The sequence below is a fragment of the Paracoccus sp. J39 genome (assembly GCF_000518925.1).
GTDB lineage: Bacteria > Pseudomonadota > Alphaproteobacteria > Rhodobacterales > Rhodobacteraceae > Paracoccus.
This window is the reverse complement of the sequence record NZ_JAEN01000007.1, coordinates 179,604-204,668: the sequence shown is the minus strand read 5'-3', so window position 1 is coordinate 204,668 and position 25,065 is coordinate 179,604. Positions and strand designations below refer to the sequence as shown.

Annotated in this window: 23 protein-coding genes; 14 read left to right on the top strand and 9 right to left on the bottom strand. The window is 67.4% G+C overall.

What is annotated here, in order from left to right:
• Together L632_RS0109375 and L632_RS0109370 are read left to right on the top strand one after the other, a co-directional pair.
• The gene (locus L632_RS0109375; RefSeq protein ID WP_028716694.1) at positions 1–480 is read left to right on the top strand and encodes a tripartite tricarboxylate transporter TctB family protein; all 480 of its coding nucleotides are present in this window, start codon (positions 1–3) and stop codon (positions 478–480) included.
• The gene (locus tag L632_RS0109370; protein WP_028716693.1) at positions 480–1,991 is read left to right on the top strand and encodes a tripartite tricarboxylate transporter permease; all 1,512 of its coding nucleotides are present in this window, start codon (positions 480–482) and stop codon (positions 1,989–1,991) included. The genes L632_RS0109375 and L632_RS0109370 overlap by 1 nt, the downstream gene beginning before the upstream one ends.
• 276 nt (positions 1,992–2,267) lie before the next feature.
• On the opposite strand, the gene L632_RS0109365 is transcribed toward L632_RS0109370, so the two are convergent.
• Entirely contained in the window at positions 2,268–3,149 is an 882-nt protein-coding gene (locus L632_RS0109365) for a GntR family transcriptional regulator (RefSeq protein WP_028716692.1), read from the bottom strand.
• Between the two features lie 211 nt (positions 3,150–3,360).
• Here L632_RS0109365 and L632_RS0109360 point away from each other — a divergent pair, with 211 nt between their 5' ends.
• The 12 genes from L632_RS0109360 to L632_RS0109305 all read left to right on the top strand — a co-directional run bounded on the left by L632_RS0109360 (position 3,361) and on the right by L632_RS0109305 (position 14,735).
• Positions 3,361–4,419: an isocitrate/isopropylmalate dehydrogenase family protein gene (locus L632_RS0109360; RefSeq protein WP_028716691.1), complete on the top strand. Its 1,059-nt coding sequence runs from the start codon at positions 3,361–3,363 to the stop codon at positions 4,417–4,419.
• Positions 4,420–4,464: 45 nt separating this feature from the next.
• A complete protein-coding gene (locus L632_RS0109355) occupies positions 4,465–5,436 on the top strand; it encodes a tripartite tricarboxylate transporter substrate binding protein (RefSeq protein ID WP_028716690.1) in 972 nt (323 codons plus the stop codon).
• Between the two features lie 22 nt (positions 5,437–5,458).
• A complete protein-coding gene (locus L632_RS0109350; RefSeq protein WP_028716689.1) occupies positions 5,459–5,956 on the top strand; it encodes a tripartite tricarboxylate transporter TctB family protein in 498 nt (165 codons plus the stop codon).
• 9 nt (positions 5,957–5,965) lie between these two features.
• The gene (locus L632_RS0109345) at positions 5,966–7,450 is read left to right on the top strand and encodes a tripartite tricarboxylate transporter permease (protein WP_028716688.1); all 1,485 of its coding nucleotides are present in this window, start codon (positions 5,966–5,968) and stop codon (positions 7,448–7,450) included.
• Positions 7,447–8,505, top strand: a complete 1,059-nt coding sequence (locus L632_RS0109340; protein ID WP_028716687.1) for an Ldh family oxidoreductase — start codon at positions 7,447–7,449, stop codon at positions 8,503–8,505. Before L632_RS0109345 ends, L632_RS0109340 begins: the two co-directional genes overlap by 4 nt.
• Positions 8,502–9,299 (top strand): TIM barrel protein, encoded by a 798-nt coding sequence (locus L632_RS22365; RefSeq protein WP_051476413.1) that lies wholly within the window; start codon positions 8,502–8,504, stop codon positions 9,297–9,299. Before L632_RS0109340 ends, L632_RS22365 begins: the two co-directional genes overlap by 4 nt.
• Positions 9,296–10,672 (top strand): NAD-dependent succinate-semialdehyde dehydrogenase, encoded by a 1,377-nt coding sequence (locus L632_RS0109330; RefSeq protein WP_028716686.1) that lies wholly within the window; start codon positions 9,296–9,298, stop codon positions 10,670–10,672. Before L632_RS22365 ends, L632_RS0109330 begins: the two co-directional genes overlap by 4 nt.
• Before the next feature lie 9 nt (positions 10,673–10,681).
• Positions 10,682–11,089, top strand: coding sequence for a cupin domain-containing protein (locus L632_RS0109325; protein WP_028716685.1), 408 nt, complete (start codon positions 10,682–10,684; stop codon positions 11,087–11,089).
• A gap of 54 nt (positions 11,090–11,143) precedes the next feature.
• A complete protein-coding gene (locus tag L632_RS0109320; protein ID WP_028716684.1) occupies positions 11,144–11,440 on the top strand; it encodes a putative quinol monooxygenase in 297 nt (98 codons plus the stop codon).
• A gap of 12 nt (positions 11,441–11,452) precedes the next feature.
• The gene (locus tag L632_RS0109315; protein ID WP_036697812.1) at positions 11,453–12,505 is read left to right on the top strand and encodes an AbrB family transcriptional regulator; all 1,053 of its coding nucleotides are present in this window, start codon (positions 11,453–11,455) and stop codon (positions 12,503–12,505) included.
• Complete coding sequence (locus L632_RS22360) at positions 12,502–13,374, top strand: amidohydrolase (protein ID WP_051476412.1); 873 nt, start codon at positions 12,502–12,504, stop codon at positions 13,372–13,374. The genes L632_RS0109315 and L632_RS22360 overlap by 4 nt, the downstream gene beginning before the upstream one ends.
• 95 nt (positions 13,375–13,469) lie before the next feature.
• Complete coding sequence (locus L632_RS0109305) at positions 13,470–14,735, top strand: 2-hydroxycarboxylate transporter family protein (protein WP_028716682.1); 1,266 nt, start codon at positions 13,470–13,472, stop codon at positions 14,733–14,735.
• 49 nt (positions 14,736–14,784) lie between these two features.
• On the opposite strand, the gene L632_RS0109300 is transcribed toward L632_RS0109305, so the two are convergent.
• The 8 genes from L632_RS0109300 to L632_RS0109265 all read right to left on the bottom strand — a co-directional run bounded on the left by L632_RS0109300 (position 14,785) and on the right by L632_RS0109265 (position 25,018).
• Positions 14,785–17,337, bottom strand: a complete 2,553-nt coding sequence (locus L632_RS0109300) for an aconitate hydratase AcnA (RefSeq protein ID WP_028716681.1) — start codon at positions 17,335–17,337, stop codon at positions 14,785–14,787.
• A gap of 279 nt (positions 17,338–17,616) precedes the next feature.
• Positions 17,617–18,333, bottom strand: a complete 717-nt coding sequence (locus tag L632_RS22355) for a transporter substrate-binding domain-containing protein (RefSeq protein WP_051476411.1) — start codon at positions 18,331–18,333, stop codon at positions 17,617–17,619.
• Between the two features lie 10 nt (positions 18,334–18,343).
• Positions 18,344–18,985, bottom strand: coding sequence for a 3-oxo-tetronate 4-phosphate decarboxylase (gene otnC / locus L632_RS0109290; RefSeq protein ID WP_028716680.1), 642 nt, complete (start codon positions 18,983–18,985; stop codon positions 18,344–18,346).
• On the bottom strand, positions 18,982–20,235 hold the full coding sequence (otnK, locus tag L632_RS0109285; RefSeq protein WP_028716679.1) for a 3-oxo-tetronate kinase: 1,254 nt from the start codon (positions 20,233–20,235) through the stop codon (positions 18,982–18,984). The genes otnC and otnK overlap by 4 nt, the downstream gene beginning before the upstream one ends.
• A gap of 99 nt (positions 20,236–20,334) precedes the next feature.
• The gene (locus L632_RS0109280) at positions 20,335–20,988 is read right to left on the bottom strand and encodes an arylsulfatase (RefSeq protein WP_028716678.1); all 654 of its coding nucleotides are present in this window, start codon (positions 20,986–20,988) and stop codon (positions 20,335–20,337) included.
• A 53-nt stretch (positions 20,989–21,041) separates the two neighbouring features.
• On the bottom strand, positions 21,042–22,118 hold the full coding sequence (locus L632_RS0109275) for an ABC transporter ATP-binding protein (RefSeq protein ID WP_028716677.1): 1,077 nt from the start codon (positions 22,116–22,118) through the stop codon (positions 21,042–21,044).
• Complete coding sequence (locus L632_RS0109270; RefSeq protein WP_028716676.1) at positions 22,111–23,865, bottom strand: iron ABC transporter permease; 1,755 nt, start codon at positions 23,863–23,865, stop codon at positions 22,111–22,113. Before L632_RS0109270 ends, L632_RS0109275 begins: the two co-directional genes overlap by 8 nt.
• A 58-nt stretch (positions 23,866–23,923) precedes the next feature.
• On the bottom strand, positions 23,924–25,018 hold the full coding sequence (locus tag L632_RS0109265; RefSeq protein ID WP_028716675.1) for an ABC transporter substrate-binding protein: 1,095 nt from the start codon (positions 25,016–25,018) through the stop codon (positions 23,924–23,926).
• Between the last annotated feature and the right edge of the window lie 47 nt (positions 25,019–25,065).

Here is a 25,065-nt window from a genome sequence, read left to right as displayed (position 1 = left end):
ATGGAACGGCGTTCGCGACTTGGGCCCACCATCGTCGCGCTGGCGGTTCTGGCGACGGGCATCGGCGTGGTCTGGGCGACCACGCTGGTCACCGTCTCGCCAGCCTATGCGCGCATCGGCCCGACCTTCTTTCCCCGCATCGTCGGCACGGCGCTTGTCGTGCTGGGCACGCTTCTGCTGGTTACTGCCCGGACCGGGACCTGGCGGTGCGAGGCCACCGACCCCGATGAGCCGCGCCCCGACCTGATCCCCATGGCCTGGGTCGGCGGGGGTCTGGTCCTGAACCTGCTCCTGATCGCGCCCCTCGGCTTCATCCTGTCCTCCAGCCTGATGTATCTGATGGTCGCCAAGGGGTTCGGCGCCCGGCGCATCTGGCTGGCGGCGCTGATCGGCTTCGTCCTGGCACTCGTCGCTTATTACGGCTTCGCGCAGCTTCTCGGGCTTCGCATGGGCGGCGGACTTATCGAGGATCTCCTCTGATGGAAGGCTTCACCTCACTCCTGCACGGCTTCTCGGTCGCGTTGACGCCGATGAACCTGCTCTGGTCGGTCGTCGGTGTCACGCTGGGCACCGCGATCGGCGTCTTGCCCGGCCTTGGGCCCGCACTGACCATTGCCCTGCTGCTGCCGATCACCTTCCAGGTCGAACCGGCCGCAGCCTTCATCCTGTTCGCCGGCATCTATTTCGGCGCGATGTTCGGCGGCTCGACGACCTCGATCCTCATCAACACGCCCGGCGAAAGCGCGACCATCGTCACGGCCCTCGAGGGGCACAAGATGGCCCGGTCCGGCCGCGGCGGCCCCGCGCTGGCCACCGCCGCCATCGGCTCCTTCGTGGCAGGCACCATCGGAGTCGTCGGCATCACGGTCCTGGCGCCGATCATCGTCAAGCTGGCGCTGCTCTTCTCGCCCGCCGATTACTTCGCCTTGATGGTGCTGGCCTTCGTCACCGTCTCGGCGGTGCTGGGCACATCGATCCTGCGGGGGTTGTCGGCGCTGGCGATCGGCCTCTTCATCGGGCTGATCGGCGTGGACCTGCAGACCGGCCAGGCGCGGTTCACCTTCGGGCAGATGGCGCTGCTGGACGGGATCGACGTGGTGATCGTCTGCGTCGGCCTGTTCGCCGTGGGCGAGACGCTGCACCTCGCCTCGCGCTATCGCCGGGGCCAGGACGAGATCGTGCCGATCAAGGGCTCGCTGTGGATGAATGCGCGTGACTGGGCCCGGTCCTGGAAAGCCTGGCTTCGCGGCGCGCTGATCGGCTTTCCCATCGGCGCCATGCCCGCGGGCGGCGCCGAGATCCCGACCTTCCTGTCCTACTTCATGGAAAAACGGCTCTCGAAACATCCTGAGGAGTTCGGCAAGGGCGCCATCGAAGGCGTGGCCGGTCCCGAGGCGGCAAACAACGCCTCCGCCGCAGGCGTGTTCGTGCCGCTGCTGACGCTTGGGCTGCCGACCTCGGCGACCGCCGCGATCATGCTGTCGGCGTTCCAGAGCTACGGCATCAATCCCGGGCCGCAGCTTCTCTCGACCCAGCCGGACCTGGTCTGGGGCCTGATCGCCAGCCTCTATATCGGCAACATCATGCTGCTGGTCCTCAACCTGCCGCTGGTCGGGCTGTGGGTGCAGATCCTGAAGATCCCGGCGCCCTATCTTTATGCCGGCATCCTGGTCTTCGCCACCATCGGCACCTACGGGATCAGCCGTTCGGTCTTCGACCTGGCTCTGCTTTACGGCATCGGCGTGATGGGTTTCTTCATGCGGCGCTATGACTTCCCCACCAGTCCGGTGATCATCGGCATGATCCTCGGCCCCTTTGCCGAACAGCAGTTCCGCCGCGCGATGACCATCAGCCAGGGCGACATGACCGTGTTCGTCACGCGTCCCATTGCCGCAACGCTGCTTGCGATCGCATTCCTCGCGATCCTGGTGCCGGTGCTGTTCGAGGTTGCGCGGCTCTATCGGTACCGGAACAACACGAGTTCCGCTTGATCTGGTGAGCGTCCCGTATCCTGCTCTACCCTATGTCCTCCACCACAAAGTTGTAGGCGCGTGGATGCAGAGGGTGGTGTTACAGGAATGCCGGTCGGCACCGCACACCATATCGGCGCGCCTGCAACATGGGCGCGCCGTTTCACAGGCGCGTCCGGGTGCGGTGTGCAGGTCGCGGACCGCTGGGACCTTCTCCGGACTGCGAGCAATGTTTTCCTGTCCGCTGTGGGCCGCGCCATGCCTCGGACCCGCAAGGGGACCTTTTTCCCATGGGCCTCACCCAGTCGCTCTTGCCCGGCTTTTCAGGGGCCCCAGCGCCGCCAGATGCTGGCGCATGAATTCCGAGGCTTCTTCGTTGCGGCCCATCAACACCAGGTGCAGCAGCTCGATATGCTCAAGGCAGCGTTCGCGCGCCACGTCGCGATCCAGCATCTGGCGATAGTCGATCAGGCGCCGCAGCCGGTCCACCCGCTTCAGCGCGTCGATGAAGAAGATGTTCTGGCTGCATTCGATGACCGATTCGTGCATGCCACTGTTCAGCTCGAACAGTTTCGCATCCGGCACGGTCCAGATCCCGCCCTCGACCAGCCAGCGTTGTTCGGCCAGCCGGCTTTCCAGCACCGGGCGGTTCAGCTGGAAGCGCGGTTCCAGCAGCGCCGCCGGCTCGATCAGCTGGCGGAAGCGATAGCTGTCGCGATAGGATTCCAGCGAGGTCAGCACCGGCAGGAATTCCCAGCCATGACCCGGAAGGCGCTCGATCCACCCCTCCTGCGCCATGCGCCGCAACAGCTTGGCCAGCCGGCCCTTGGTCAGGTCGTATCGGCGCTGAAACTCGCTTTCCATGATCCGCTCCGGCAGTTTTCCGGTCACGCGGTCGTCGGCGATCTGCAGATAGATCCTTTCATCTTCATCGACTTCCGCGACAGGGGCGTTGAACTGCTCGGCGGCTGCGGCATCGACCAGCCGATAGCCGCTGCGGTCGCCTGAGACCAGCACCCCGGCCTCTTCCAGCTGCTTCAGCGCCGCCCGCACCGGCGAGCGCGAGACGCGGAACTGCTCGGCCAGCTTGCGCTCGGTCAGCCGGTCGCCGGGTTGCAACCCGTCCGCACTGATATGCGCGGCGATCTGGCTGACGAGGGTGTTGGCGAGGTTGGTCATGCGAGCCTTTCCGAGGGGGTTTCCATGAAAATGGCATGCGGCAGGGCATCTGCCAAGACAATTGGTATTTTTGTGTTGCAAAATTCCGAATCATTACGTATCTGGCATTTACATACATCAAAAGACCACTGGAGGAGGTCGCGCCGGAAACGCGGACGGGATACCGGCTCGCGCCCCGACAGCTCTCCAGCAAACAACAAGGATGAACGACGTGCGCCTTCTGGTTCTGCCCGGAGACGGGATCGGCCCTGAAATCACCCAAGCCACCCTGCGCGTGCTGGATGCGGCCGACCGCCGTTTCGGCCTGGGGTTGCAGATCGAACAGGCCGATATCGGCCTGAAATCGCTGGCCGAGCAGGGCACCACGCTGTCCGATGCGGTGATGGAGCGCATCCCGCAGATGGACGGCGTCATCCTGGGCCCGGTTTCGCATTACGACTATCCGACTCGCGACAAGGGCGGCATCAACCCCTCGGGCGAGTTGCGGGTCAAGTTCGAGCTTTTCGCCAATGTCCGCCCCTGCAAGTCGCGGCCCGACCTGACGGTGCTGCGTAAGCCGATGGACCTGATCATCGTGCGCGAGAACACCGAGGGCTTCTATTCCGACCGCAACATGTTCGCCGGAACCGGCGAGTTCATGCCCGACCCGGACATGGCGCTGTCGGTCCGCAAGATCACCGCGCGTGCCTCGCGCAATGTCGCGAAAGCCGCCTTCGAACTGGCGCGCGGCCGCCGCAAGAAGGTGACGGCGGTGCACAAGGCCAATGTGGTGAAGCTGTCGGACGGCCTGTTCCTGCGCGAGGTGCGCAAGGTCGCCGCGGATTATCCGGACGTCGCTCTTGAGGAGCTGATCGTCGACGCGACGGCCGCGCTGCTGATCCGCAAGCCCGATGCCTTCGACGTGATCGTCACCACCAACATGTTCGGCGACATCCTGTCGGACGAGGCGTCCGAACTGTGCGGCAGCCTGGGCCTGGGCGGCTCGATCAACCAGGGCGCCGATGTCTGCGTGGCGCAGGCGCAGCACGGCTCGGCGCCCGACATTCAGGGCCAGGGCAAGGCCAACCCGACTTCGCTGATCCTGTCGGCGGCGATGCTTCTGGATCACCTGGGCAGCAAGCAAGGCAAGCCGGTGCTGAACCAGGCCGCCCGCGCCATCGGGGCCGCCGTCGAAGCCACACTGGACCGGCCCGAGAGCCGCACCGCCGATCTGGGCGGGCCGCTGGGCACTGCGGCCTTCACCGACGCGGTCGTCGCCGCGCTGGCCTGATTTTTCAACGAACGGTCCGGGAGGGACCGAAAGGGAGGAAGAGCCATGACCAGGATCACCCGTCGCGCCTTTGCCGTGCTGATGGCCGGCGCGCTGAGCGTCGCAAGCCTTGCCCCGGCGCAGGCCGACGCACTGCTGCCCTCGCTGGAGCTGCTGGCCCCGTCCAGCCCCGGCTCGGGCTATGACCAGCTGGCCCGCGCCGTGCAGGGCGTCTTGCAGGCCCGCGGCACCGTGCCGGCGGTCGAGGTGACGAATGTCGCCGGCGGCGGCGGCACCGTGGGGCTGGCGCAATTCGTGACCTCGCGGCCCAGGAAGCCCTCGGCCCTGATCGTGGGCTTTGCGCTGGTCGGCGGCGTGCTTTCGACCAAATCGGCGGTGACGCTGGAGGACGTGACGCCCATCGCCCGGCTGATGGGCGACGTCGATGCCATCGTCGTGCCGGCCAAGTCCGATATCAAGACGCTGGATGACCTGATCGCGAAGCTGAAATCCGATCCGGGCGCGGTGTCCTGGGCGGGCGGGTCCATCGGCGGGGTCGATCACATCACGGCGGGGCTGTTTGCCAAGACCGTGGGCGTCGATCCGACCGCGATCAACTACGTCGTCCATGCCGGCGGCGGCGAGGTTCTGGCCTCGGTCCTCGGCGGCCATGCCACGGTCGGGATTTCGGGGTATGAGGAGTTCCGCGCCCAGGTCGAGAATGGCGATCTGCGCGCTCTGGCGGTCTCGGGCGAGGAACGCATCGACGGCGTGGACGTGCCGACCTTCAAGGAGGCCGGGGTCGATCTGGCGGTGCAGAACTGGCGCGGGATCGTCGCCAATCCCAAGGCGAAGGATGCCGACCGCGAGGCGCTGAAAGCCGCCATCGACGACATGGTGAAATCCCCGGAATGGGCCGAGGCGCTGAAAACCCGCGGCTGGATCGACAGCTATCAGCCGGCCGAGGAATTCGATGCCTTCCTGCAATCCGAGACCGACCGCATCGGCCAGGCCCTGAAGGACGCGGGCGTCCTGTGATCGGGGCGCGGAGGGCTTCGTCATGAAACGCTTGCTGCGTCCTCACAATGCCGAACTGGTGCCGGGGGTCTTCTGCCTTGGCCTGGGCGCCTACATGCTGCTGGATGTCTGGTCGAAGCCCGGCATCGCCACCAAGGCTGCCGTCGGGCCGGGGCTGTTTCCGGCCATCATCGGCGCCGGGCTGGCGGCGGTCGGCGCCAAGCTTTGCCACGAGGCATGGCGCCGCCGGGGCCAGCTCGAACCTTTCCGCGAACTGGACCTGCGCGCGGCCTTCCAGGGCGCCATCGCCTTTCTGGTGATGATCCTGACGCTGGAATGGCTGGGCTGGGTCATCGCCGGGTCGCTGATGTATGCGACCGTCGCCCATGCCTTCGGCGAGCGCCGCATCGGCCGCTCGCTGGCGCTGGGACTGGCGCTGACCATCGTGACCTGGGGGCTCTTCGACCGCGTGCTGGATCTGGCGCTGCCGGTGGGCACCGTGGTCGAGCAGGTGCTGACCCATTTCGGCTACGAGATCTGAGGGGCAGGGATGGACACGTTTTCCGCATTGATGCACGGCTTTTCGGTTGCGACCACCATCGGCAACCTGGGCTGGTGCCTTCTGGGCGTGGTGCTGGGCACCGCCATCGGCGTGCTGCCCGGCATCGGCCCGGCGCTGACCGTGGCGCTGCTGCTGCCGGTGACTTACGGGATGGAGCCCGCCTCGGCCTTCATCATGTTCGCCGGCATCTATTACGGGGCGATGTATGGCGGATCGACCACCTCGATCCTGCTGAACACGCCGGGCGAAAGCGCCTCCATCGTCACCGCGCTGGACGGGCACGCCATGGCCCGGCAGGGACGCGGCGCGCAGGCCCTGGCGACGGCGGCCATCGGGTCCTTCGTCGCGGGCACCATCGCCACAGCCGCGCTGACCTTCGTCGCGCCGCTGATGGTCAAGCTGGCGCTGCTGTTCGGCCCGGCGGACTATTTTGCGCTGATGGTGCTGGCGCTGACCACGGTGACGGCGGTGCTGGGCGACTCGCTCTCGCGCGGGCTCGCCAGCCTGCTGTTCGGCCTGGCGCTGGGCCTTGTGGGCATCGACCTGCAGACCGGGCAGGCGCGCTTCACGCTGGGCATCCCCGAGCTGCTGGACGGCATCGACGTGGTCGTGGTCGCGGTGGGCCTGTTCGCCGTGGGCGAGACGCTCTACACGCTGGCCCGCCACCGCTACGAGAACGAGGAAATCTACGCCCTCAAGGGCTCGAAATGGATGGACCGCGAGGACTGGCGGCGGTCCTGGAAGCCCTGGCTGCGGGGCACCGCGCTGGGCTTCCCCATCGGCGCGCTGCCGGCCGGCGGCTCGGAAATCCCGACCTTCCTGTCCTACCTGACCGAAAAGCGGCTGTCGAAAAAACCCGAGGAATTCGGCAAGGGCGCCATCGAGGCCGTCGCCGGTCCCGAGGCCGCCAACAACGCCTCGGCCGCAGGTGTCCTGGCGCCGCTGCTGGCGCTTGGCCTGCCGACCTCGGCCACGGCGGCGATCATGCTGGCGGCTTTCCAGCAATACGGCATCCAGCCCGGCCCGACGCTGTTCGACAAGCAGCCAGAACTGGTCTGGGGCCTGATCGCGAGCCTTTATATCGGCAACCTGATGCTTCTGGTGCTGAACCTGCCGCTGGCCGGGGTCTGGGTGAAGGTTCTGGCCGTGCCGCGGCCCTGGCTCTATGCCGGCATCCTGCTGTTTGCCACCATGGGCGCCTATACGCTGAACAACAACATCACCGATGTGGTGCTGCTCTGGATCATCGGCATCATCGGCTTCGGGATGCGTTGCTATGACATCCCCATCGCGCCCTGCATCGTCGGCCTGATCCTTGGCCCGCTGGCCGAGCAGCAGTTCCGCCGCGCGCTGACCATCAGCCAGGGCGACGCCACGGTCTTCTTCACGCAGCCCCTGTCGCTGTCCCTGCTGATGATCGCTGCGGCTCTTGTCGTCCTTCCCATGATCCTGCGCCAAAGGAGCAAGCCATGACGCAGCTTTTCACCGCCGAGGCGCTGACCGATTATGCCCGGGCCATGTTCCTCGCCGCCGGGCTGCGCGAGGCCGATGCCGCCCTGGTCGCGGGCGATCTGGTCAAGGCCAACCTGCGCGGGGTGGACAGCCATGGCGTCAGCCGCATCCCGATGTATCTGGAGCGGCTGCGGCGCGGACTCGTCAATCCGCGCCCCGAAGTCCGGGTCGCCCAAGTCGCGGGCGCGGTCGCCCATGTCGATGGCGACAACGGCATGGGCTTCATCGCCTCGGACGTGGCGATGAATGCGGCCTGCGATCTGGCGGGCGAGATGGGAATCGGCCTCGCCGGCGTGCATCGCTCGACCCATTTCGGCATGGGGGCCTGCTATGCGCTGCGGGCGATCGAACGCGGCTATATCTCGCTGATCTTCACCAATTCCTCGCCGGCGATCCCGATGTGGGGCGGGCGGACCACCTTCCTGGGCGCCAGTCCCATCGCGGCAGGCATCCCGGGCGGCACGCATCCGCCCTATGTCATGGACATGGCGATGACCGTCATCGCGCGCGGCAAGATCCGGCTGGCGGCGATGAAGGGCGACCCGATCCCGCCCGGGCTGGCGCTGGATGTGGACGGCAACCCGACCACCGATGCGGCCAAGGCGTTCGAGGGCGTCTGCCTGCCCTTCGGCGGCGTCAAGGGCTCGGTCCTGGGCACGCTGATGGACCTTTTGTCGGGCGTGTTCACGGGGGCCAATTTCGGCGGTGACGTGAAGTCGCTCTATTTCGACCACTCGGAACCGCAGAACGTCGGCCACCTGTTCTTCGCCATCCGGCCCGACCTGTTCATGGCCCTGACCGATTTCCAGGCGCGGATGGATACGTTCTATGAACGCATCAAGGAACTGCCCCGCGCCGCTGGCGTCGATGAGATCATGCTGCCCGGCGAGCCCGAGCAGCGGCGCGAGGATCAGCGCCGCCGCGACGGCATCCCCGTCACCGACAACGTGATCGCCGATCTGACCGCCGAAGGCGCGCGGCTGGGCGTCGTCTTCCCTTCGGCGCTGGCGGCATGATCCGGCTTTCGGCCCATATCGGCTATCTCTACGCCGATGTGCCGCTGGCCGATCGGCTGGCGGCGGCCGCCCGCGACGGCTTCACCGCCGTCGAGCATCCGGGGCCTTACGAGATTCCGGCGGCCGAAATGCGCAGGCGGCTCGACGATCTGGGCCTGGGCTTCTCGCAGATCACCTCGGGGATGGGGCGCGAGGGCGAAAAGGGTCTTGCCTGCCTGAAGGGGCGAGAGGCCGAGTTCCGCGCCGGTTTCGACCGGGCGCTGGATTACGCACAGGCCATCGGCTGCCCCTATCTCCACCCGATGGCAGGCGTTGTCACAGGGGGCTGGCTGGACGCGGGCGAGGTCTATCGCGCCAATCTCGGCTGGGCGCTGGAGCACTGCGAAGGCACCGGCGTGCGCCTGCTGGTCGAGGCGATCACCATCCCCGGCTATTACATGGGCACGCTGCGGGCGGCGGCGGAATTGCAGGATGCCTTTGCCCGCCGCTTCGACCTGCTCTTCGACAGCTATCACGCCGCCGTCCTGGGCGAGGATCCGGCGGCATGGGTCGCGGCCAATGCCGACCGCATCGGCCATGTCCATATCGCCGATCATCCCGGGCGGCACGAGCCCGGCACGGGGCGCATCGACTTTTCGGCTCTGCTTTCGGCGCTGGCCGGCGCCGGCTACGGCGGCGCCATCGGCTTTGAATACATCCCCGGCATCCCCATGGCGGAAAGCGCGCGCTTTCTGTCCCGCTGGAAGCGCCTCCTCCCCGGCGCTTCCAGCCTTTCAACAGGAGTCACCGAATGAGCACGATCACCTCTGTCAACCCAGCGACCGGCCAGCCGATCCAGAGCTACGATTTGCAGGACGCCGCCGCCGTCGATGCCGCGCTGGAGGCCGCCGCGCGGGCGCAGCGCGCCTGGCGCCTTGTTCCCGTGGCCGAGCGGGTCGGGCTGCTGACCCGCATGGCCGAGGTGCTGCGCGCCGGCAAGACGCGCTATGCCGAGATGATCACCCGCGAAATGGGCAAGCCCATCGCGGAATCCGAGGCCGAGATCGAGAAATGCGCCTATAACTGCGATTTCTACGCCGAGCACGCGCCGCACTACCTGGCGGATGAACCGGTGCCCTCGAATGCCACCGAAAGCGTGGTCGAATTCGACCCGCTTGGCGTGGTGCTGGCGATCATGCCCTGGAACTATCCGTTCTGGCAGTATTTCCGCTTTGCCGCCCCGGCGCTGGCGGCGGGCAACGGCGCCATCCTGAAACACGCCAACAACGTGCCGGAATGCGCGCTGGCGGTGCAAGAGGTGATGGAGAAGGCCGGCGCGCCCAAGGGCCTGACCGCGACGCTGCTCATCGACAATTCGCAGGTCGCCGGCATCATCGCCGACGACCGCATCGCCGCCGTGACCCTGACCGGCTCGACCGAGGTCGGGGCCATCGTTGCCGCACAGGCAGGCCGCGCGCTGAAGAAGCAGGTGCTGGAACTGGGCGGCTCGGACCCGTTCATCGTGCTGGCCGACGCCGATCTGGAGGCCGCCGCCGAAACGGCCGTGAAGGCGCGCTACATCAATGTCGGGCAAAGCTGCGTCAACGCCAAGCGGTTCATCGTCGAGGAAAGCGTCGCCGACCGCTTCGTCGAGCTGTTCGTGCAGAAGGCGGCTGACCTGAAAATCGGCGATCCGATGGAGCGGGATACGAAAATCGGTCCCATGGCGCGCGGCAACCTGCTGGCCACCTTGCACGACCAGGTGCAGCGTTCGGTCGCCGAAGGCGCCGTGCTGAAGCTGGGCGGTGCGCCGGTCGAAGGTGACGGCTTCTATTATCCGCCGACCGTTCTGGATCATGTGAAACCCGGCATGGTCGCCTTCGTCGAGGAAACCTTCGGCCCGGTCGCCGCCATCGTGCGCGCCAGGGATGCCGACCACGCCATCGCCATGGCCAATGACAGCGAATACGGCCTTGGCTGTGCGTTGTGGTCTGGCGACGCCGCCCGCGCCCGCGATCTGGCGCGACGCATCGACGCCGGGGCGGTCTTCGTCAACGGCATGACCGCCTCGGACCCGCGCTATCCGTTCGGCGGCATCAAGCGTTCGGGCTATGGCCGCGAGCTTGGCGTCTACGGCATCCGCGAATTCGTCAACATCAAGACCGTCTGGATCGGTCCCGCAAAGTGAGGTGAAACCATGGCTGAACCCGCCATCCTTCGTCCGTCCGAACTGAAGACCAATGACCGCGGCGGCGGCGCGCGGACGACGCCGCTGGTCACGCGCCGCTGCGGCTCGACCAGCATGATCAACGGCATCACCCATTTCGACCCCGGCGCCGCCATCGGGCTGCACACGCATAATTGCGAGGAAAGCGTGATGGTGATCGAGGGCGAGGCGGTGGTCGAGATCGACGGCACCCGCCACCACCTGGGCACCTTCGACACCACCTGGGTGCCCGCGAACGTGCCGCATCGCTTCCTGAACGAAACCGACCGGCCGATGAAGATCTTCTGGACCTATGCCACGGTGGACGCGACCCGCACCATGATCGCCACCGGCGAGACGCGCAGCATCGATGCCGAACACGGCCACGCCAAGGCGTGAGTCCCTGCCGGGCCGGCATGGCCCGGCCTCATCCCGCAAACAGGAGTCCAGGCCATGTCCCATGTCCTTGAGGTGGCGGAGATTTCCGTGACCGAGCCCGCCGCATTCGAGCAAGCCGTTGCAGCCGCCCGCCCGCATTTCCTTGCCGCCGAGGGCTGTCTGGGTCTTGCACTGCGCCGCGTCCTCGAGGCGCCCGACACCTATCGCCTGCTGGTGAAATGGCGCAGCGTCGAGGATCACATGGTCACTTTCCGCGCCTCGGAAGGGTTCCAGAAATGGCGCGAACTGGCCTCGCCCTTCTTCGCGAAGCCGCCGGTCGTCACCCATTCCACAGAAGTCGAACTGGGCTGAGAGATGCCCGCCATGCTGTCCCTGGCTGGCCGGAAAGTGCTGACCCTTCTGCTGGGTCTGGGCGGAGTGGCGGCGTTCTGGCTGCTGGGGCTGCCGCTGCCTTTCCTGTTCGGACCGATGACGGCCTGCCTGGTCGCCGCGCTGCTGCGTGCGCCCCTGACCGGGCCGGGACGGATCTCGGTCGCGGCCCGCACGGTGCTCGGGGTCGCGATCGGCGCATCGGTGACGCCCGAGGTCATCCAGCGATTGCCCTCGATGCTGGCCTCGGTGGCGCTGGTGCCGGTCTATATCGTCGCCATCGTCCTTGTCGGGGTGCCCTTCTTTCGCCGGATCTGCGGTTTCGATCCGATAACGGCCTTCTATGCGGCGATGCCGGGCGGTGCGGCCGACATGACCATCTTCGGCCAGGAGGCCGGCGCCAATGTCCGGCAGCTGTCCCTGGTCCATGTCACCCGGCTGATGGTGATCCTGGTGCTGGTGCCGTTCCTGCTGGTCCATCTTTACGGTGTCGGTCTGGGCAATCCGGTCGGCCCGCCCGCGACCGACCTGCCTCTTTCCGAGCTGGCGACGATGCTGGCCGCGGCCATCCTGGGCTGGAAGGCGGCCGAGCGCGCCGGGCTTTTCGGCGCGGCCATCCTCGGGCCGCTGATCGTCGCCGCGATCCTGTCGCTGGCCGGATTCCTGCACATGCGCCCGCCGCGCGAGGCGCTTTGGGCCGCGCAATTCTTCATCGGGCTGGGCATCGGCATCGGCTATGCCGGCGTCACCCTGCGCGAGTTTCGCGACACCGTCATGGGCAGCGCGGCCTTCGTGCTGATCCTTGCCGCCCTGGCCGCGATCGTGACCGAGACCGTGACGCTGACCGGCATCGCCCCGCCGGTCGAGGGGTTCCTGGCCTTTGCCCCCGGCGGCCAGGCCGAGATGTCGATGCTGGCGATCATTGCCGGCGCCGACCTGGGCTTTGTCGTCATCCACCACCTGACCCGCATCCTGCTGGTCATCCTGGGCGCGCCGCTGGTCGCCCGCTGGCTGATCCGCGTGCCGGACGAAAGGAAACCCTCATGACCGCACTTCCCGCCGGAGCCTGCGACAGCCATGTCCACGTCTTCGACCCGGACCATTTCCCCTATGTCCCGGACCGGGCCTATACGCCCGGTCCCGCCGGCTGCGAGGCATTGCAACAGCATATGGCGCGCCTTGGCCTGGGTCGATGCGTCCTGGTGCAGCCCAGCGTTTACGGCACCGACAACCGCTGCTTGCTTTCGGCCCTGCAGGCGCTTGGCCCGCAGGTCTCGCGCGGGGTGGCGGTGATCGATCCGCAAACCGTCAGCGATGCCGAACTAGAGGCCCTGCACGCCGCCGGCATCCGCGCCCTGCGGGTGAATTTCGAGGCCGGTGGCGGCAAGGCGGTCGACAAGCTGGCCACGATTCAGGCCACGGCGCGGCGACTCGCCGGCACCGGCATGGCCGTGCAGCTTTACGTGGATACCGCGACTGCGGCCGCCGCGGTGCAGGCGGTCCGCGAGGTGCCGCTGATCCTTGACCATTATGCCGGCTTCAAGGCGGGAACTGAGGTATCCGGGCGCGATTTCACCGCCATCCTGCGGGCGCTGGAAAGCGGGAGGGTCTGGGTCAAGCTGTCGGCCCCCTATCGCTGCGGTTGCCGCAGCCCCGACCATTCGGAACTGCGCCCGGCGGCCGAGGCGATGATCGAGGCGGCGCCGCAGCGCATGGTCTGGGCGTCGGACTGGCCGCATACCGGCGGCGGCGCCGACCGGGCCGCCCGCAGCCCCGACCAGATCGAGCCGTTCCGCCAGATCGACAGCAACGCCGATCTTGGCCGGTTGCGGGCATGGGTGGCCGACGATGCGCGGATGGCCGCGATCCTGACCGCCAATCCGGCCACGCTCTTCGATTTTCCGTCTTTCGCCTGATCGCATTCCGGGAGGATGTCATGACCGCTTCTACCCCAACCCACGCCATTCCATCCGCCGAGCCGGAACGCCGCAGAAACGCATGGGCCCGCCTGATGGACCACGACCTCGGCATCATCCCGCTGCCCGCCTATGTGCTGCTGGTCGTCGTGCTGGCGAGCTTTGTTCATCTGGGCAAGGTCAAGGGCGACATTGCCACCGTCATCGGCATCATGGCCGCCTTCGCCTTCACCCTGGGCGAGATCGGCAAGCGCCTGCCCATCGTGCGCAATATCGGCGGCGCGGCGGTCGTCGTCACATTCGTGCCGTCCTATCTGGCCTATAAGGGCTGGATTCCCGAGCAGATGACCTCGGTGGTCGAGACCTTCTTCAAGTCCACCGGCGTGCTTTACGTGTTCATCGCGGCGGTGATCGTCGGCTCGATCCTCAGCATGGACCGCTCGACGCTGATCAAGGGCTTCATGAAGATCTTCGTGCCGCTGGCGGTCGGCTCGGTCTGCGCGGCGACGGTGGGCACCCTGGTCGGCACCTTGCTGGGGCTGGGTACCTGGGACACGTTCTTCTTCATCGTCGCGCCGATCATGGCCGGCGGCGTGGGCGAGGGGGCCATCCCGCTCTCGGTCGGCTATCATGGCATCACCGGCATGGACCAGGGCGAGGTGCTGGCCCGGGTGATGCCGGCCATCCTGGTCGGCAACCTGACCGCCATCATCTGCGCCGGCGCACTCAGCTGGCTGGGCCGTCGCAAGCCGGCACTTACCGGCAATGGACAGCTGCAACCGCATGGCGACGATGATCTTCTGGCCGGCGCCGAGCCGGTGAAACCCGACGGAAACGTCCAGAACATCGCTGCGGCCGGCATGATCGCGGTCACGCTTTATCTGGCGGGCGCCCTGTCCCAGCAGCTTTGGGGCTTTCCGGCGCCGGTGGTGATGCTGGCGCTGGCGGTGGCGCTGAAGTTGTTCCACGGCATCACGCCCCGCCTGCAGGCCGGCTCCTATACGGTCTACAAGTTCTGCCTGACCGCAATCGCCTATCCCATGCTTTTCGCCTTCGGCATCGTGCTGACGCCCTGGGAAAAGCTGAGCGAGGGCTTCGCGCCCGCCAATCTGATCACCATCGTGGCGACCGTGCTGACGATGACGGCCTCGGGCTTTCTGACCGCGCGGCTGGTCAATCTTTATCCGATCGAATCCGCCATCGTGACCAGCACGCATAGCGGCATGGGCGGGGCAGGGGATATCGCCATCCTGTCGGCTTCGAACCGGATGATGCTGATGCCCTTCGCGCAGATCGCCACCCGCATCGGCGGCGGCATCACCGTGGCGCTGGCGCTGATCCTGATGGCGGCACTGGCTTGACGCATCGCCGGCGGCGTGGCTTTCCGCGCCGCCGGTTCCCCTCCTCGGGTCAGTTCGCCGCCTTGGCCCGAGCCGCGCGGTCGAGGATCAGGGGCAGGAGGCCGCCTTGCGCCAGCGTCTCGATCTCAAGGCTGGTTTCGATGGCGGCGGTGGCGTCGAATTCCTCGACCGTGCCCGCGGTGCGATGGATCGCCACCGCGACAGGCGCGCGCGGTTGCAGCCGCGACGGATCGAGCGCGATCTCGATCCGGTCGGCGACCGTCAGCGCCAGCGATTGCGGCGATGTTCCGGCCGGCAGGCGCAGCGGCAGGATACCCATGCCGATCAGGTTCGCGCGGTGGATGCGCTCGAAGCTTGTCGCCAGCACCGCCCGCGTGCCCAGAAGCGCCGCGCCCTTGGCTGCCCAGTCGCGCGACGAGCCCATGCCGTAACGCTCGCCCGCGACGATGACGACCGGGGTGGAGCTCTCGCGGTAATGCTCGGCCGCGCGCCAGAGCGGCAGGATCCGCCCGTCGGGCAGGATGGTGCTGCCGGGCGGGATGTCCTCGGCCAGCAGGTTGCGCACCGATTTGTTGGTGAAGAGCCCGCGCAGCATCGCCTGCCAATTGCCGCGCCGCGAGGAGAAGACGTTGAGGTCGTCGGGTCTCTCGCCGCGCTCGATCAGGTAGCGGCCGGCCTCGCTGTCGGCCGAGATGGCGCCGGCGGGCGAGATGTGGTCGGTGGTGATGTCGTCGCCCAGCACCAGGATCGGCGCCGCAATGATCTGCCGCGGCCGCGTGCCGGCGAAATCCGCGAAGGGCGGCCGGCGGATATAGGTCGAGGCCGGATCCCAGGGAAACAGCGGCGCGTCCGGGGCGTCGAGGTCGCGCCAGAGCCCGCTCGCCTCGGCCTGGTCATAGGCGGCGGCATAGTCGTCGGCGTCCTGCGCCCGGGCCAGCGCCGCGTCGATCTCGGCCCCCGAGGGCCAGAGATCGGCCAGCCCCACGCCCGGCGCGATCTCGTCGTGCAGGATGTCGCGTTCCACGTCTCCGGCCAGGGCGAAGGCCACGACCAGCGGCGGCGAGGCAAGGAAGCCGGCCTCCAGCTGCGGATGCACCCGGCCGGGAAAGTTGCGATTGCCCGACAGGACCGCGACCTGCAGCCGTCCCGCGGCCTGTGCCTCGACGGCCGTGTCCGGCAGCGGACCGGAATTGCCGATGCAGGTGGTGCAGCCATAGCCGACGATGCCGAAACCGACGGCCTCCAGATCCTCCAGCAGGCCCGCGCGCTCCAGGTAGCGTTGCGCGGTGGGTGATCCCGGCGCCAGCGAGGTCTTGACATGGGCGGGCGGGCGCAGCCCCAGGGCGCGGGCCTTGCGCGCGACCAGGCCCGCGGCGACCAGCAGGCGCGGGTCGCTGGTATTGGTGCAACTGGTGATGGCGGCGATGGCGACGGCGCCGTCCGGCGACTGGCCCGGCGGGGCGGGAAGGGGCGCATGGCCGCGCATCGCCGCCGTGGCCTGGGCGGTGGCCGAGGCCGGGATGCGGTCCTGCGGCCGGCGCGGGCCGGCGACGCTGACCTCGACCGCGCCCAGGTCCAGGTCGATCACCTCGGTGAAGACCGGGCTCTGGCTTGGATCGAACCATAGGCCCTGACGGCGGCAATATTCCTCGACCAGCGCGCAATGGCCGGGCGTGCGGCCGGTCTGGCGCAGATAGGCGATAGTCGCCTGATCGACCGGGAAGAAGCCGGAATTGCCGCCGAATTCCGGCGTCATGTTGGCGACGACCGCGCGATCCCCGGCCGAGAGCGCCGAGACGCCGGGCCCGAAGAACTCGACGAAACGGTCGGCCAGATCGATGCGGCGCAGCCGTTCCGTGACGGTCAGCGCCAGATCGGTGGCGGTCACGCCCTCGCGCAGCCGCCCGGTCAGCCGCACGCCCACCACCTCGGGCACGCGCAGCATTACCGGCATGCCGAACATCACGCTTTCCGCCTCGATCCCGCCGACGCCCCAGGCCAGCACGCCGATGCCGTTGATCATCGGCGTATGGCTGTCGGTGCCGATCAGCGTGTCGGGCATGATCCTGCCGTCGCGTTCCGTCACCACCGTCGCCAGCCGTTCCAGGTTCAGCGTGTGCATGATGCCGGTCCCCGGCGGGTGGGCGCGAAAATTCGCCAGGCTGTTCGTTGCCCATTTCATGAAGCGGTAACGCTCGGCATTGCGGCGGTATTCGTTCCGGATGTTGCGGGCCATGGCGCCGGGCACGGCATAGGCGTCCACCGCCAGCGAATGATCGGTCGAGACATCGACCGGCAGCACCGGGTTCAGAAGCTGCGGGTCGTGCCCGGCCTCGGCCAGGGCCGAGCGCATGGCGGCGATATCGACCAGCGCCGGGCCGCAGGTGGTGTCGTGCATCAGCACGCGGCCCGGCAGGAAGGGGATCTCGGCTTCCGAGCGGCCGGTTTCCAGCCAGGCGAGGATCGCGGCACGGGCGGCCTGCGGGTCGGGCGCATTGCGCAGCACGTTTTCCAGCAGCAGGCGATGGATATGCGGCAGGCGGATCAGGTCGGCTCCTGCGGCGGCGGGCAGGTCGATGATCTTCTGGTCCTGCCGCAACATGTCGGACTGCTCATGCGGTTCGGGCGCCGGAATGTCGCAGCGGTCCGGACGTTCGACGGCGTCAAAGCCGTCGCGCCCTGCCGCACCCGGCCGCCCGGCCAACGGCAAGCCGCCATGCAGATGGGCAATATAAGCCGGCAGCCGGCTCATGTCGCAAAGCGCAGCAGGCCGCCGGGGGACGTGATCTTCCTGCGGATTTCGGCACGACATGATCCCGGTGTTTCCCTGTGTGACATGCTCATTGTCTCCGGACCTTTCTGCAGCGTTGACTCGGACGGCTCATTCCGGGATGACCGCATCCGCCATGCCATGCCGCCGGAAACTGTCGGCCACCGTGCCGTCCGCCTTCATCCGCGCGATCAATTCGCTGGCGGCGGCCAGAGCCTCGGGACGCCCCTTGGGAACGGCAATCGCGGTTTCTGCGATGTGAAAGTTGCCTTCGGTGATTCGGGTGCCCGGCAGGCGCCGCACCAGATCGTCGAGCGCAAGCCGGCCAAGCGCCAAAGCGTCGCATTCCCCGGCCTCGAACGCCGCGACCGCCTGGGGCAGGGCGGCCGCGCCTGTCACCTGCGCGCCCGCTGCCGCCTTCTGCGCGGAACGGATGGTCGCGGTTTCGGCCACGCCCATGATCCTGACGCCGGGGCGATGCAGATCCTCGGCCCGGAGGAAGGGACTGGTCTCTCGCACCAGATAGCTGCTTTCCCCGACATGATAGGCCGGGCCGAAATCGACGATCTCGCGGCGGGCTGCGTCGACAGGGGTGAAGGACAGGTCCCAGATGCCTTGGTCTGCGGTGGCGATGATCTCGCCCGAGCTGGACAGAGGCACCAGCCGCACCGGCAGGCCGGTGATCTCGCCGATACGGCGGGCCAGGTCGACGGTGACGCCTTCGGGTTCGGTCCCGCCCTCGGGGATCCGGGTCCAGACCGCGGATTTCGTCGGACCGACGGCGATCGCAATGCGGATTTCCCCGGTCGGGGCCAGAACTTCGAACATCTCGCTTCTCCTATCGCATGGCGGCGGCATAGCGCGCTTCCAGCGCCTCGATATCCGCGCCCTTCAGCAGCCGGACCTTGCGGCCGGCCAGCAGGACGGCCAGTTTCGCGGTTTCCTCCAGCTCCTCGGCGGCATAGACCGCCGAGCGCAGATTCCGGCCCGAGACGACCGGGCCGTGATTGGCCAGCAGCACGGCCGGATGCCGGCCCTCCAGCCCCCGGATCAGGTCGCCCGAGGCCGGATCGCCGGGGATGACATAAGGAAGCAGCGGCACCCGCCCGACACGCATCACCACATAGGGGGTCAGCGGCGGAATCGTATCCTCGGGGTCCAGATCCTCAAGGCAGGACAGCGCGGTCGCATGGGTCGAATGCAGATGCACCACCGCGCCGGTGCCGGGGCGGGTTTCGTAGAAGGCACGATGCAGGAAGACCTCTTTCGAGGGCCTGTCGCCGCCGACATGATTCCAGTCCCGGTCCAGCCGCGAGATGCGGTCGGCCTCAAGGAAACCCAGGCAGGAATTGGTCGGCGTCATCAGCCAGCCATCCGGCAGCGCCACGCTGATATTGCCGGCCGAGCCGACCGAGAAGCCGCGCTCGTAAAGCGAGCGCGCCAGGCGGACCAGTTCTTCGCGCAATTCCTGTTCGGTCATGCCTTGCCTCTCATCATGTCCAGAGCGCGGATGAAGAAATCCTCATCCCCGAAATTGCCGGATTTCAGCGCGAGGGCCAGCCCCTCCGCCGAGGTCAGGACCGGCACGCCCGGCGCGATCTCGGCTCCGATCTCCAGCGCGCCGAGGTCCAAAGCCGAGACCACCGCGCCCGAGGTCTCGCCCCCCGCAACCACCAGCCGGCCAACGCCCGAGGCGACCAGGCGGCGGGCAACATCGCCGAACAGGGCGTCAAGCCGTCCGGCGACCGCTTCGCGGCCATATCGCGCCTGCATCGCGGCGACCTGCCCGGGGTGGCCCGAAGAAAAGGCCAGAGGGGCGCGGTCCGGGTGATGCAGCAGGAAAGCGGCGATGTCATCCACGCCCAGCCGGTCCTGCATCACTGCCTCGACGTCGATTTCCAGCACCGGATGGTCGCGCCCATGCGCCTCGATCTGGCGGCGCGTCATGCCCGAGCAGCTTCCGGCAAGGATCGCGCCCGGCGCGTCATTGGCCCGGGCCGCCGCTGCACCGAGGCGGCCTGCGCCCGGGAAATTGCGCGCAAGGCCAAGCGCGATGCCGGAGCCGCCGGTCACCAGGCGCGCCCCGGCGACGGCGCGGCCGATCTGCATCAGATCGGCGTCGTCGATGGCGTCGACCACGACCAGCGTGGCATCGCTGTCGGCCAGCGCCTGCCGGATGGCGTCGGCGCCCTGTCGCACCACCGGCGCGGGCACCAGCCCGACCGGCCCCGGCACCTGATGGGACAGCCAGCGGCGGATATCCGGGTCGGTCATCGGGGTCAGGGGATGATCTTGCATCCCGCTTTCGCTCAGCAGGCGGTCATTGACGAAAAGGTGCCCCTGATAGATCGTGCGACCCATCGTCGGAAAGGCCGGGCAGACCACGACCCCGCTTGCGCCCAGCCGCTCGGCCAGCGCCTGCGCCACCGGGCCGATATTGCCCTCAGGTGTGGAATCGAAGGTCGAGCAGTATTTGAACACGATCTGCCGACAGCCCTGCGCCAGCAGCCAGTCCAGCGCGGCAAGCGACTCCCGCACCGCCTCGGCCACCGGGGTCGAGCGGCTTTTCAGCGACACCACCCCGGCCTCGACGCCGGAATCGGCGGGCCGGTCGGGAATGCCCAGATACTGCACGACGCGCAGGCCGGCACTGTCCTCATGCCCCTTGGCCAGCGTGTTGGCGATATCGCTCGCCCCGGTAAAATCGTCCGCGATCACCCCGATCAGCATGGTTTTCCTCTCTGCGCTCGGTCAGGCGCCAATGCCGTAGAGCGCCGCCGCATTGTCCACGAACAGCTTTTGCCGCGCTCCTCCGGCGCGATCACTTTTTCAGGCCAGAAGGCTTCTCAGCCTTGCGATTGCCGCCGGCGGGCTGGCGAAGACCGGAATCTCCGTCGCCGCCCGCACCGCCTCCAGCGCATGGGTCGTCGAAAAATGCGCCAGCGTGATCGCGTCGAAACCCGTCAGCCCCTTGGCGGCCTCGGCCACCAGCCGGTTATGCGTTGCGATATCCCCGGCCCTGACCGCCTCGATGGCGCCGGGCGCGAGGATCGAGGTCAGGCGGGCATCCGGGTTCAGCCGGGCGGCCTCGTCGCGGAATTCCTCCTCCATCGAGGCGGCGGCGGGCGGGAAGGTATAGATCATCGCCACCCGGCCGCCGGCGCGGATCGCGGACTGGAACATCGCCTCGTTGGGCTTCAGCACCGGCACCGGGCATTCCGCCGCCGCAGCCTCGATGGCGCTGCCGAAGGCGGAACAGGTGAACAGCACCGCCCGCGCGCCCGTGCTGACGCCGTAGCGGGCCAGTGCCGCGATCCGCTCGGCCAGTTGCGGGGTGATGCCGCCGCCGGCCGCCCGGTCGGCCGAGAGGCTGTAATCCATGATGTCGATGGGCTCGGCCTCGGGCCAGTCGCGTGCGAAGGCGGCATGGATCGGGTCCACCGCGATGGGGGTGGCGTGGATCAGGGCAATACGGGGCGGCATCGGATGGTCCTTGGGAAAATGGCGGACGCGCGGTCAGGCGCGCCCTTGCGACGTCATGCGGCCTGTGCCGGGAACACCCAGACATGTTCGGGCGAGATGTCGGCATAGACCCGGCCGGCGGGCAGGCTGTGCGCCCCGTGGGCCTTCAACGCGAAATCGCCGCGCCGCAGCCGGTATTCCCAGCGGTCGCCGAGATAGAGGCTGTCGTCCAGCTGCATCTCGATCCGGCCCGCGCCGGGCTCTTGCGCGACGCGGATCTGTTCGACCCGGATCACCGCCTGCGCCTCCGCGCCGGGCGCAAGGCCGGCCGGATCGCGCACCGCCCCGTTCAGCTGCCAGCCGTCGCCGCCCAGCAGGACCTGGGGCCCGTTCACCGACAGCACCTTGCCGCGCGCGATATTGTTCGCGCCAAGGAAATCCGCCGCGTAGAAGCTGGTCGGGTTGGTATAGATGTCATGCGGAGAGCCGTCCTGCACGATCCGCCCGTTTTCCAACAGCAGGATATGGTCGGCCGCGGCCAGCGCCTCGGTCTGGTCATGCGTCACCAGGATGGCGCAGATCTCCAGGTCCAGGATCAGCTTGCGGATCCAGTAGCGGGCTTCCTCGCGCAGCTTGGCGTCGAGGTTCGACAGCGGCTCGTCCAGCAGCAGCACGCGGGGCTCGTAGACCAGCGCCCGGCAGATGGCCACCCGCTGCTGCTGCCCGCCCGAAAGCTGGCTGGGATAGCGGTCGGCCAGATGGCCGAGGCCAAGGCGGTCCAGGATATGCTGGATGCGCCTGCCCATCTCGGCCGCGTTCACGCCGCGCAGCTTCAACCCGTAGCCCACGTTTTCCTTGACCGTGCGGTGCGGCCACAGCGCATAGGACTGGAACACCAGCCCGATATTGCGCTGTTCGGGCGGCAGCTGGATGGCTTTCTCGCTGTTCAGCGCGATCTTGTCGCCGATCTTGATATAGCCGATCTCGGGCTGTTCGAGCCCCGCGATGCAGCGCAAGAGCGTGGTCTTGCCCGAGCCCGAGGCGCCCAGCAGCGCCACGATCGAGCCGCGTTCCCCTTTCAGCGAGGCGCCTTTCAGGATCTGCAGGCCGCCCAGCCATTTCTGGACATTTTCGACGATGAGTTCAGTCATGGATTTTCGCTCCCAGACGAAGGGCAAGGGTCAGACCGGCGGCGGTCATGATGATCGAGATGAAGGCCAGCGCGGCGATCGTGTCCATCGCCCCGGTCTGCAGCAGCGTGACCATGAGCGAGCCGATCACCTCGGTTCCCGCGCCCATCAGATAGACGCCGGTGGCGTATTCGCGCAGGAAGATGATCATGATCAGCGCCCATGCGCCGGCCAGGCCGGGACGCACGATGGGGATCACTACGTCGCGCCATGTCCGGCCGATGGTGGCGCCGGTGGTGCGGGCGGATTCCTCAAGCTCGGGCGCGACCTGGATCAGCGTGCCCTGCAGCAGACGTAGGCCATAGGACAGGCCGACGATCATATAGGCCACGAACAGCGCGATCAGCGTCGGGCGCAGCGGGGTCAGGAAGGGCACGAACAGGAACACCCAGAAGAAGGCCAGCCCGACCACCAGCCCCGGCAGCGCGCGCGGCAGCAGCACGATATAGTCCAGCACCGTGTTGCTGTGGCCGGTGTTGCGATGCCCGGCAAGGCCGATCAGCAGATAGAGGAACACCGCCGCGGCCCCGCCCACCACGCTGAGCAGCAGCGTGTTCACGATCCCCCGGCTGAGGCTGGGCACGCTGAGCATCCGGTCGAAATTGGCCAGCGTCAGGTGATCCCACAGGCTGATGCCCTGTCCCCAGGCGCTGACGAAGGCGCGCACGGTGATGCCGCCGATGGGCAGGACCACAGACACGAACAGCCACAGCCCGATGATGGACAGCGCGATGGTCTGGCCCTTCGTTCCCAGCTTCAACCGCGTGGTCCGCGCGCCCTTGCCGCCAAGCGCGGCATAGCGGCGGCTGTTGCGCAGCAGGCGGCGCTGGAAGAAGACCAGCGGCAGGGTGATCAGGATCAGCACCACCGCGACCACCGCCATCAGCTGATAGGTCGGCACGCCGAACAGCGTCGTCAGCTTGTAGATATAGGTGGTCAGGACCAGGATCCCGTTCGGATCGCCCAGCACCAGCGGGATGCCGAAGGTCTCGAAACCCAAGAGCAGGTTCAGCGCGGCGGCGAAGATCAGCGCCGGCAGCACCATCGGCAGGGTCACGTCGCGCGAGACCTGCCAGATGCTGGCGCCCGAGGTGCGCGCCGCCTCTTCCAGGTCCGAGGGCAGGTTGCGCATCGCGGCCGAGACATACAGGTAGACATGCGGCACATGGCTGAGACCGGCGATCAGGATGATGCCCGGCAGCGAATAGAGGTTCCACGGCACGAAGCCGAAGACGCTGCGCATCCACATCGACACGAAGCCCGACGGCCCGACCGAGACGGTATAGCCGAAGGCCAGCACGATGGACGAGATGAACATCGGCACCAGCACCAGGATTTCCAGCGTCCGCTTGAAGCGGATGTCGGTCCGGGTCAGCAGGAAGGCCAAAAGCCCGCCAAGCGGGACCGCGATCGCGACCATGCCGACCGCGAAGACGGTCGTCGTCCACAAGGCCTTCCAGAACATCGGGTCGGTCAGCACATAGCTGTAGGCGCTGAAGCTCAGCGTGGCGCGGGGGCTGAAGAAGGGCCCGTCGAGAAAGCTTTGATAGATGATGAGGCCGACCGGCGCCATGACGGCGATGGCGAGCAGGCCGATGACGATGATGCGATACAGGCCCGCATCGCTGCGATGGCGGATCTTCGGCGGCGGGGCGGGGATCCCGGTCCCGGCACTTGCCCGCGCGGCAAGGATGGAATTGGCGGTCATGTCTGGTTACTCGTCCTGCAAGGGGGTGCCGCGCGAACGGCGACGGCACCCGGGAGGATCATTTGCCGATGGCGGCGTTCCACTCGCGGAAGAACTCCACGCGCTTTTGCGGCGCCATGTAGGTCAGCAGGTCCTCGCTGACCGCAATGGGCTTCAGGCTGCCGCCCACGCGCTCGTTGAGCGAGTCGATGTTCAATCCGGTCGTCACGTCGCTGCGCACCGAGGGCAGCCCGCCCGCGGCGAGTGCCGATTGCCCCTCATGCGAAAGCATGAAATCGATCAGCAGCTTGCCGGCGTCGGGATGCGGGGCGCCCTTGGTCAGAAGCGCAAGACGCGAGAAGGCGGCGGTGTAATCCTCGCCGAAGGCGACGCCCAGGTTCGGGCTGTCCTGGACCCATTCCAGCGCGTAGGAGCCGATGATGTTGATCGACATGACATTCTCGCCCGACACGACGGTCTCGCGCATCGAACCGGAGCTGGAATAGGTGCGCACGCCGACGGCGCCCAAGGCCTTTGCCAGATCCCAGAAATTGTCGGTCTGCTCGACGTCGTTGGTGTGATGCAGGAAGCCGGTGCCGCTTTTTTCCGGGTCGAAGGTGGCGACCTTGCCCCGCAGCTTGTCCCGGTTTTCGTTCAGATAGGCGATCAGATCGGCCCGGGTCCGGGGGAATTCCTCCTCGGAGATCGCGCCGGTATTGTAGATGATCCCGATCGGCTCGACCGTGGTGGCATAGATCTGGTCCTGATAGACCGCCCATTCCGGCAGGTTGCCGGTTTCGGGGGACGCGTAGGTTTCCGCATAGCCGTCGGCGGCCAGCACCATCTGCAGGTCCATGGCGGAACTCCAGACGATATCCGCGCCCATCTGGTTCGCGGCGGCCTCGGAAATCGCGCGGTTATAGGCGCCATTGGTGCCCAGGTCGTTATATTCGACCTGGATGCCGTATTTCTGCGTGAAGGCGTCCAGCATGGCCTGGGCCTGGGCAATGTCGGTAGAGGTGTAGACCACCACCTTTCCCTGCGATTTCGCCGCCTCGACAAGTTGCGCATAGTCGTCGGGATAGCCTGCGGGAACATCCTGGGCCCATCCCGCCCCGGCCGCCAGGGCCAGAGCGCAGCCGGCTGTCGCGAATGCGCGTCTTGTGAGTTTCATCGTCATTCCTCCCTGAATTACGAGATATGGTGATGCCGCTGCCGCCG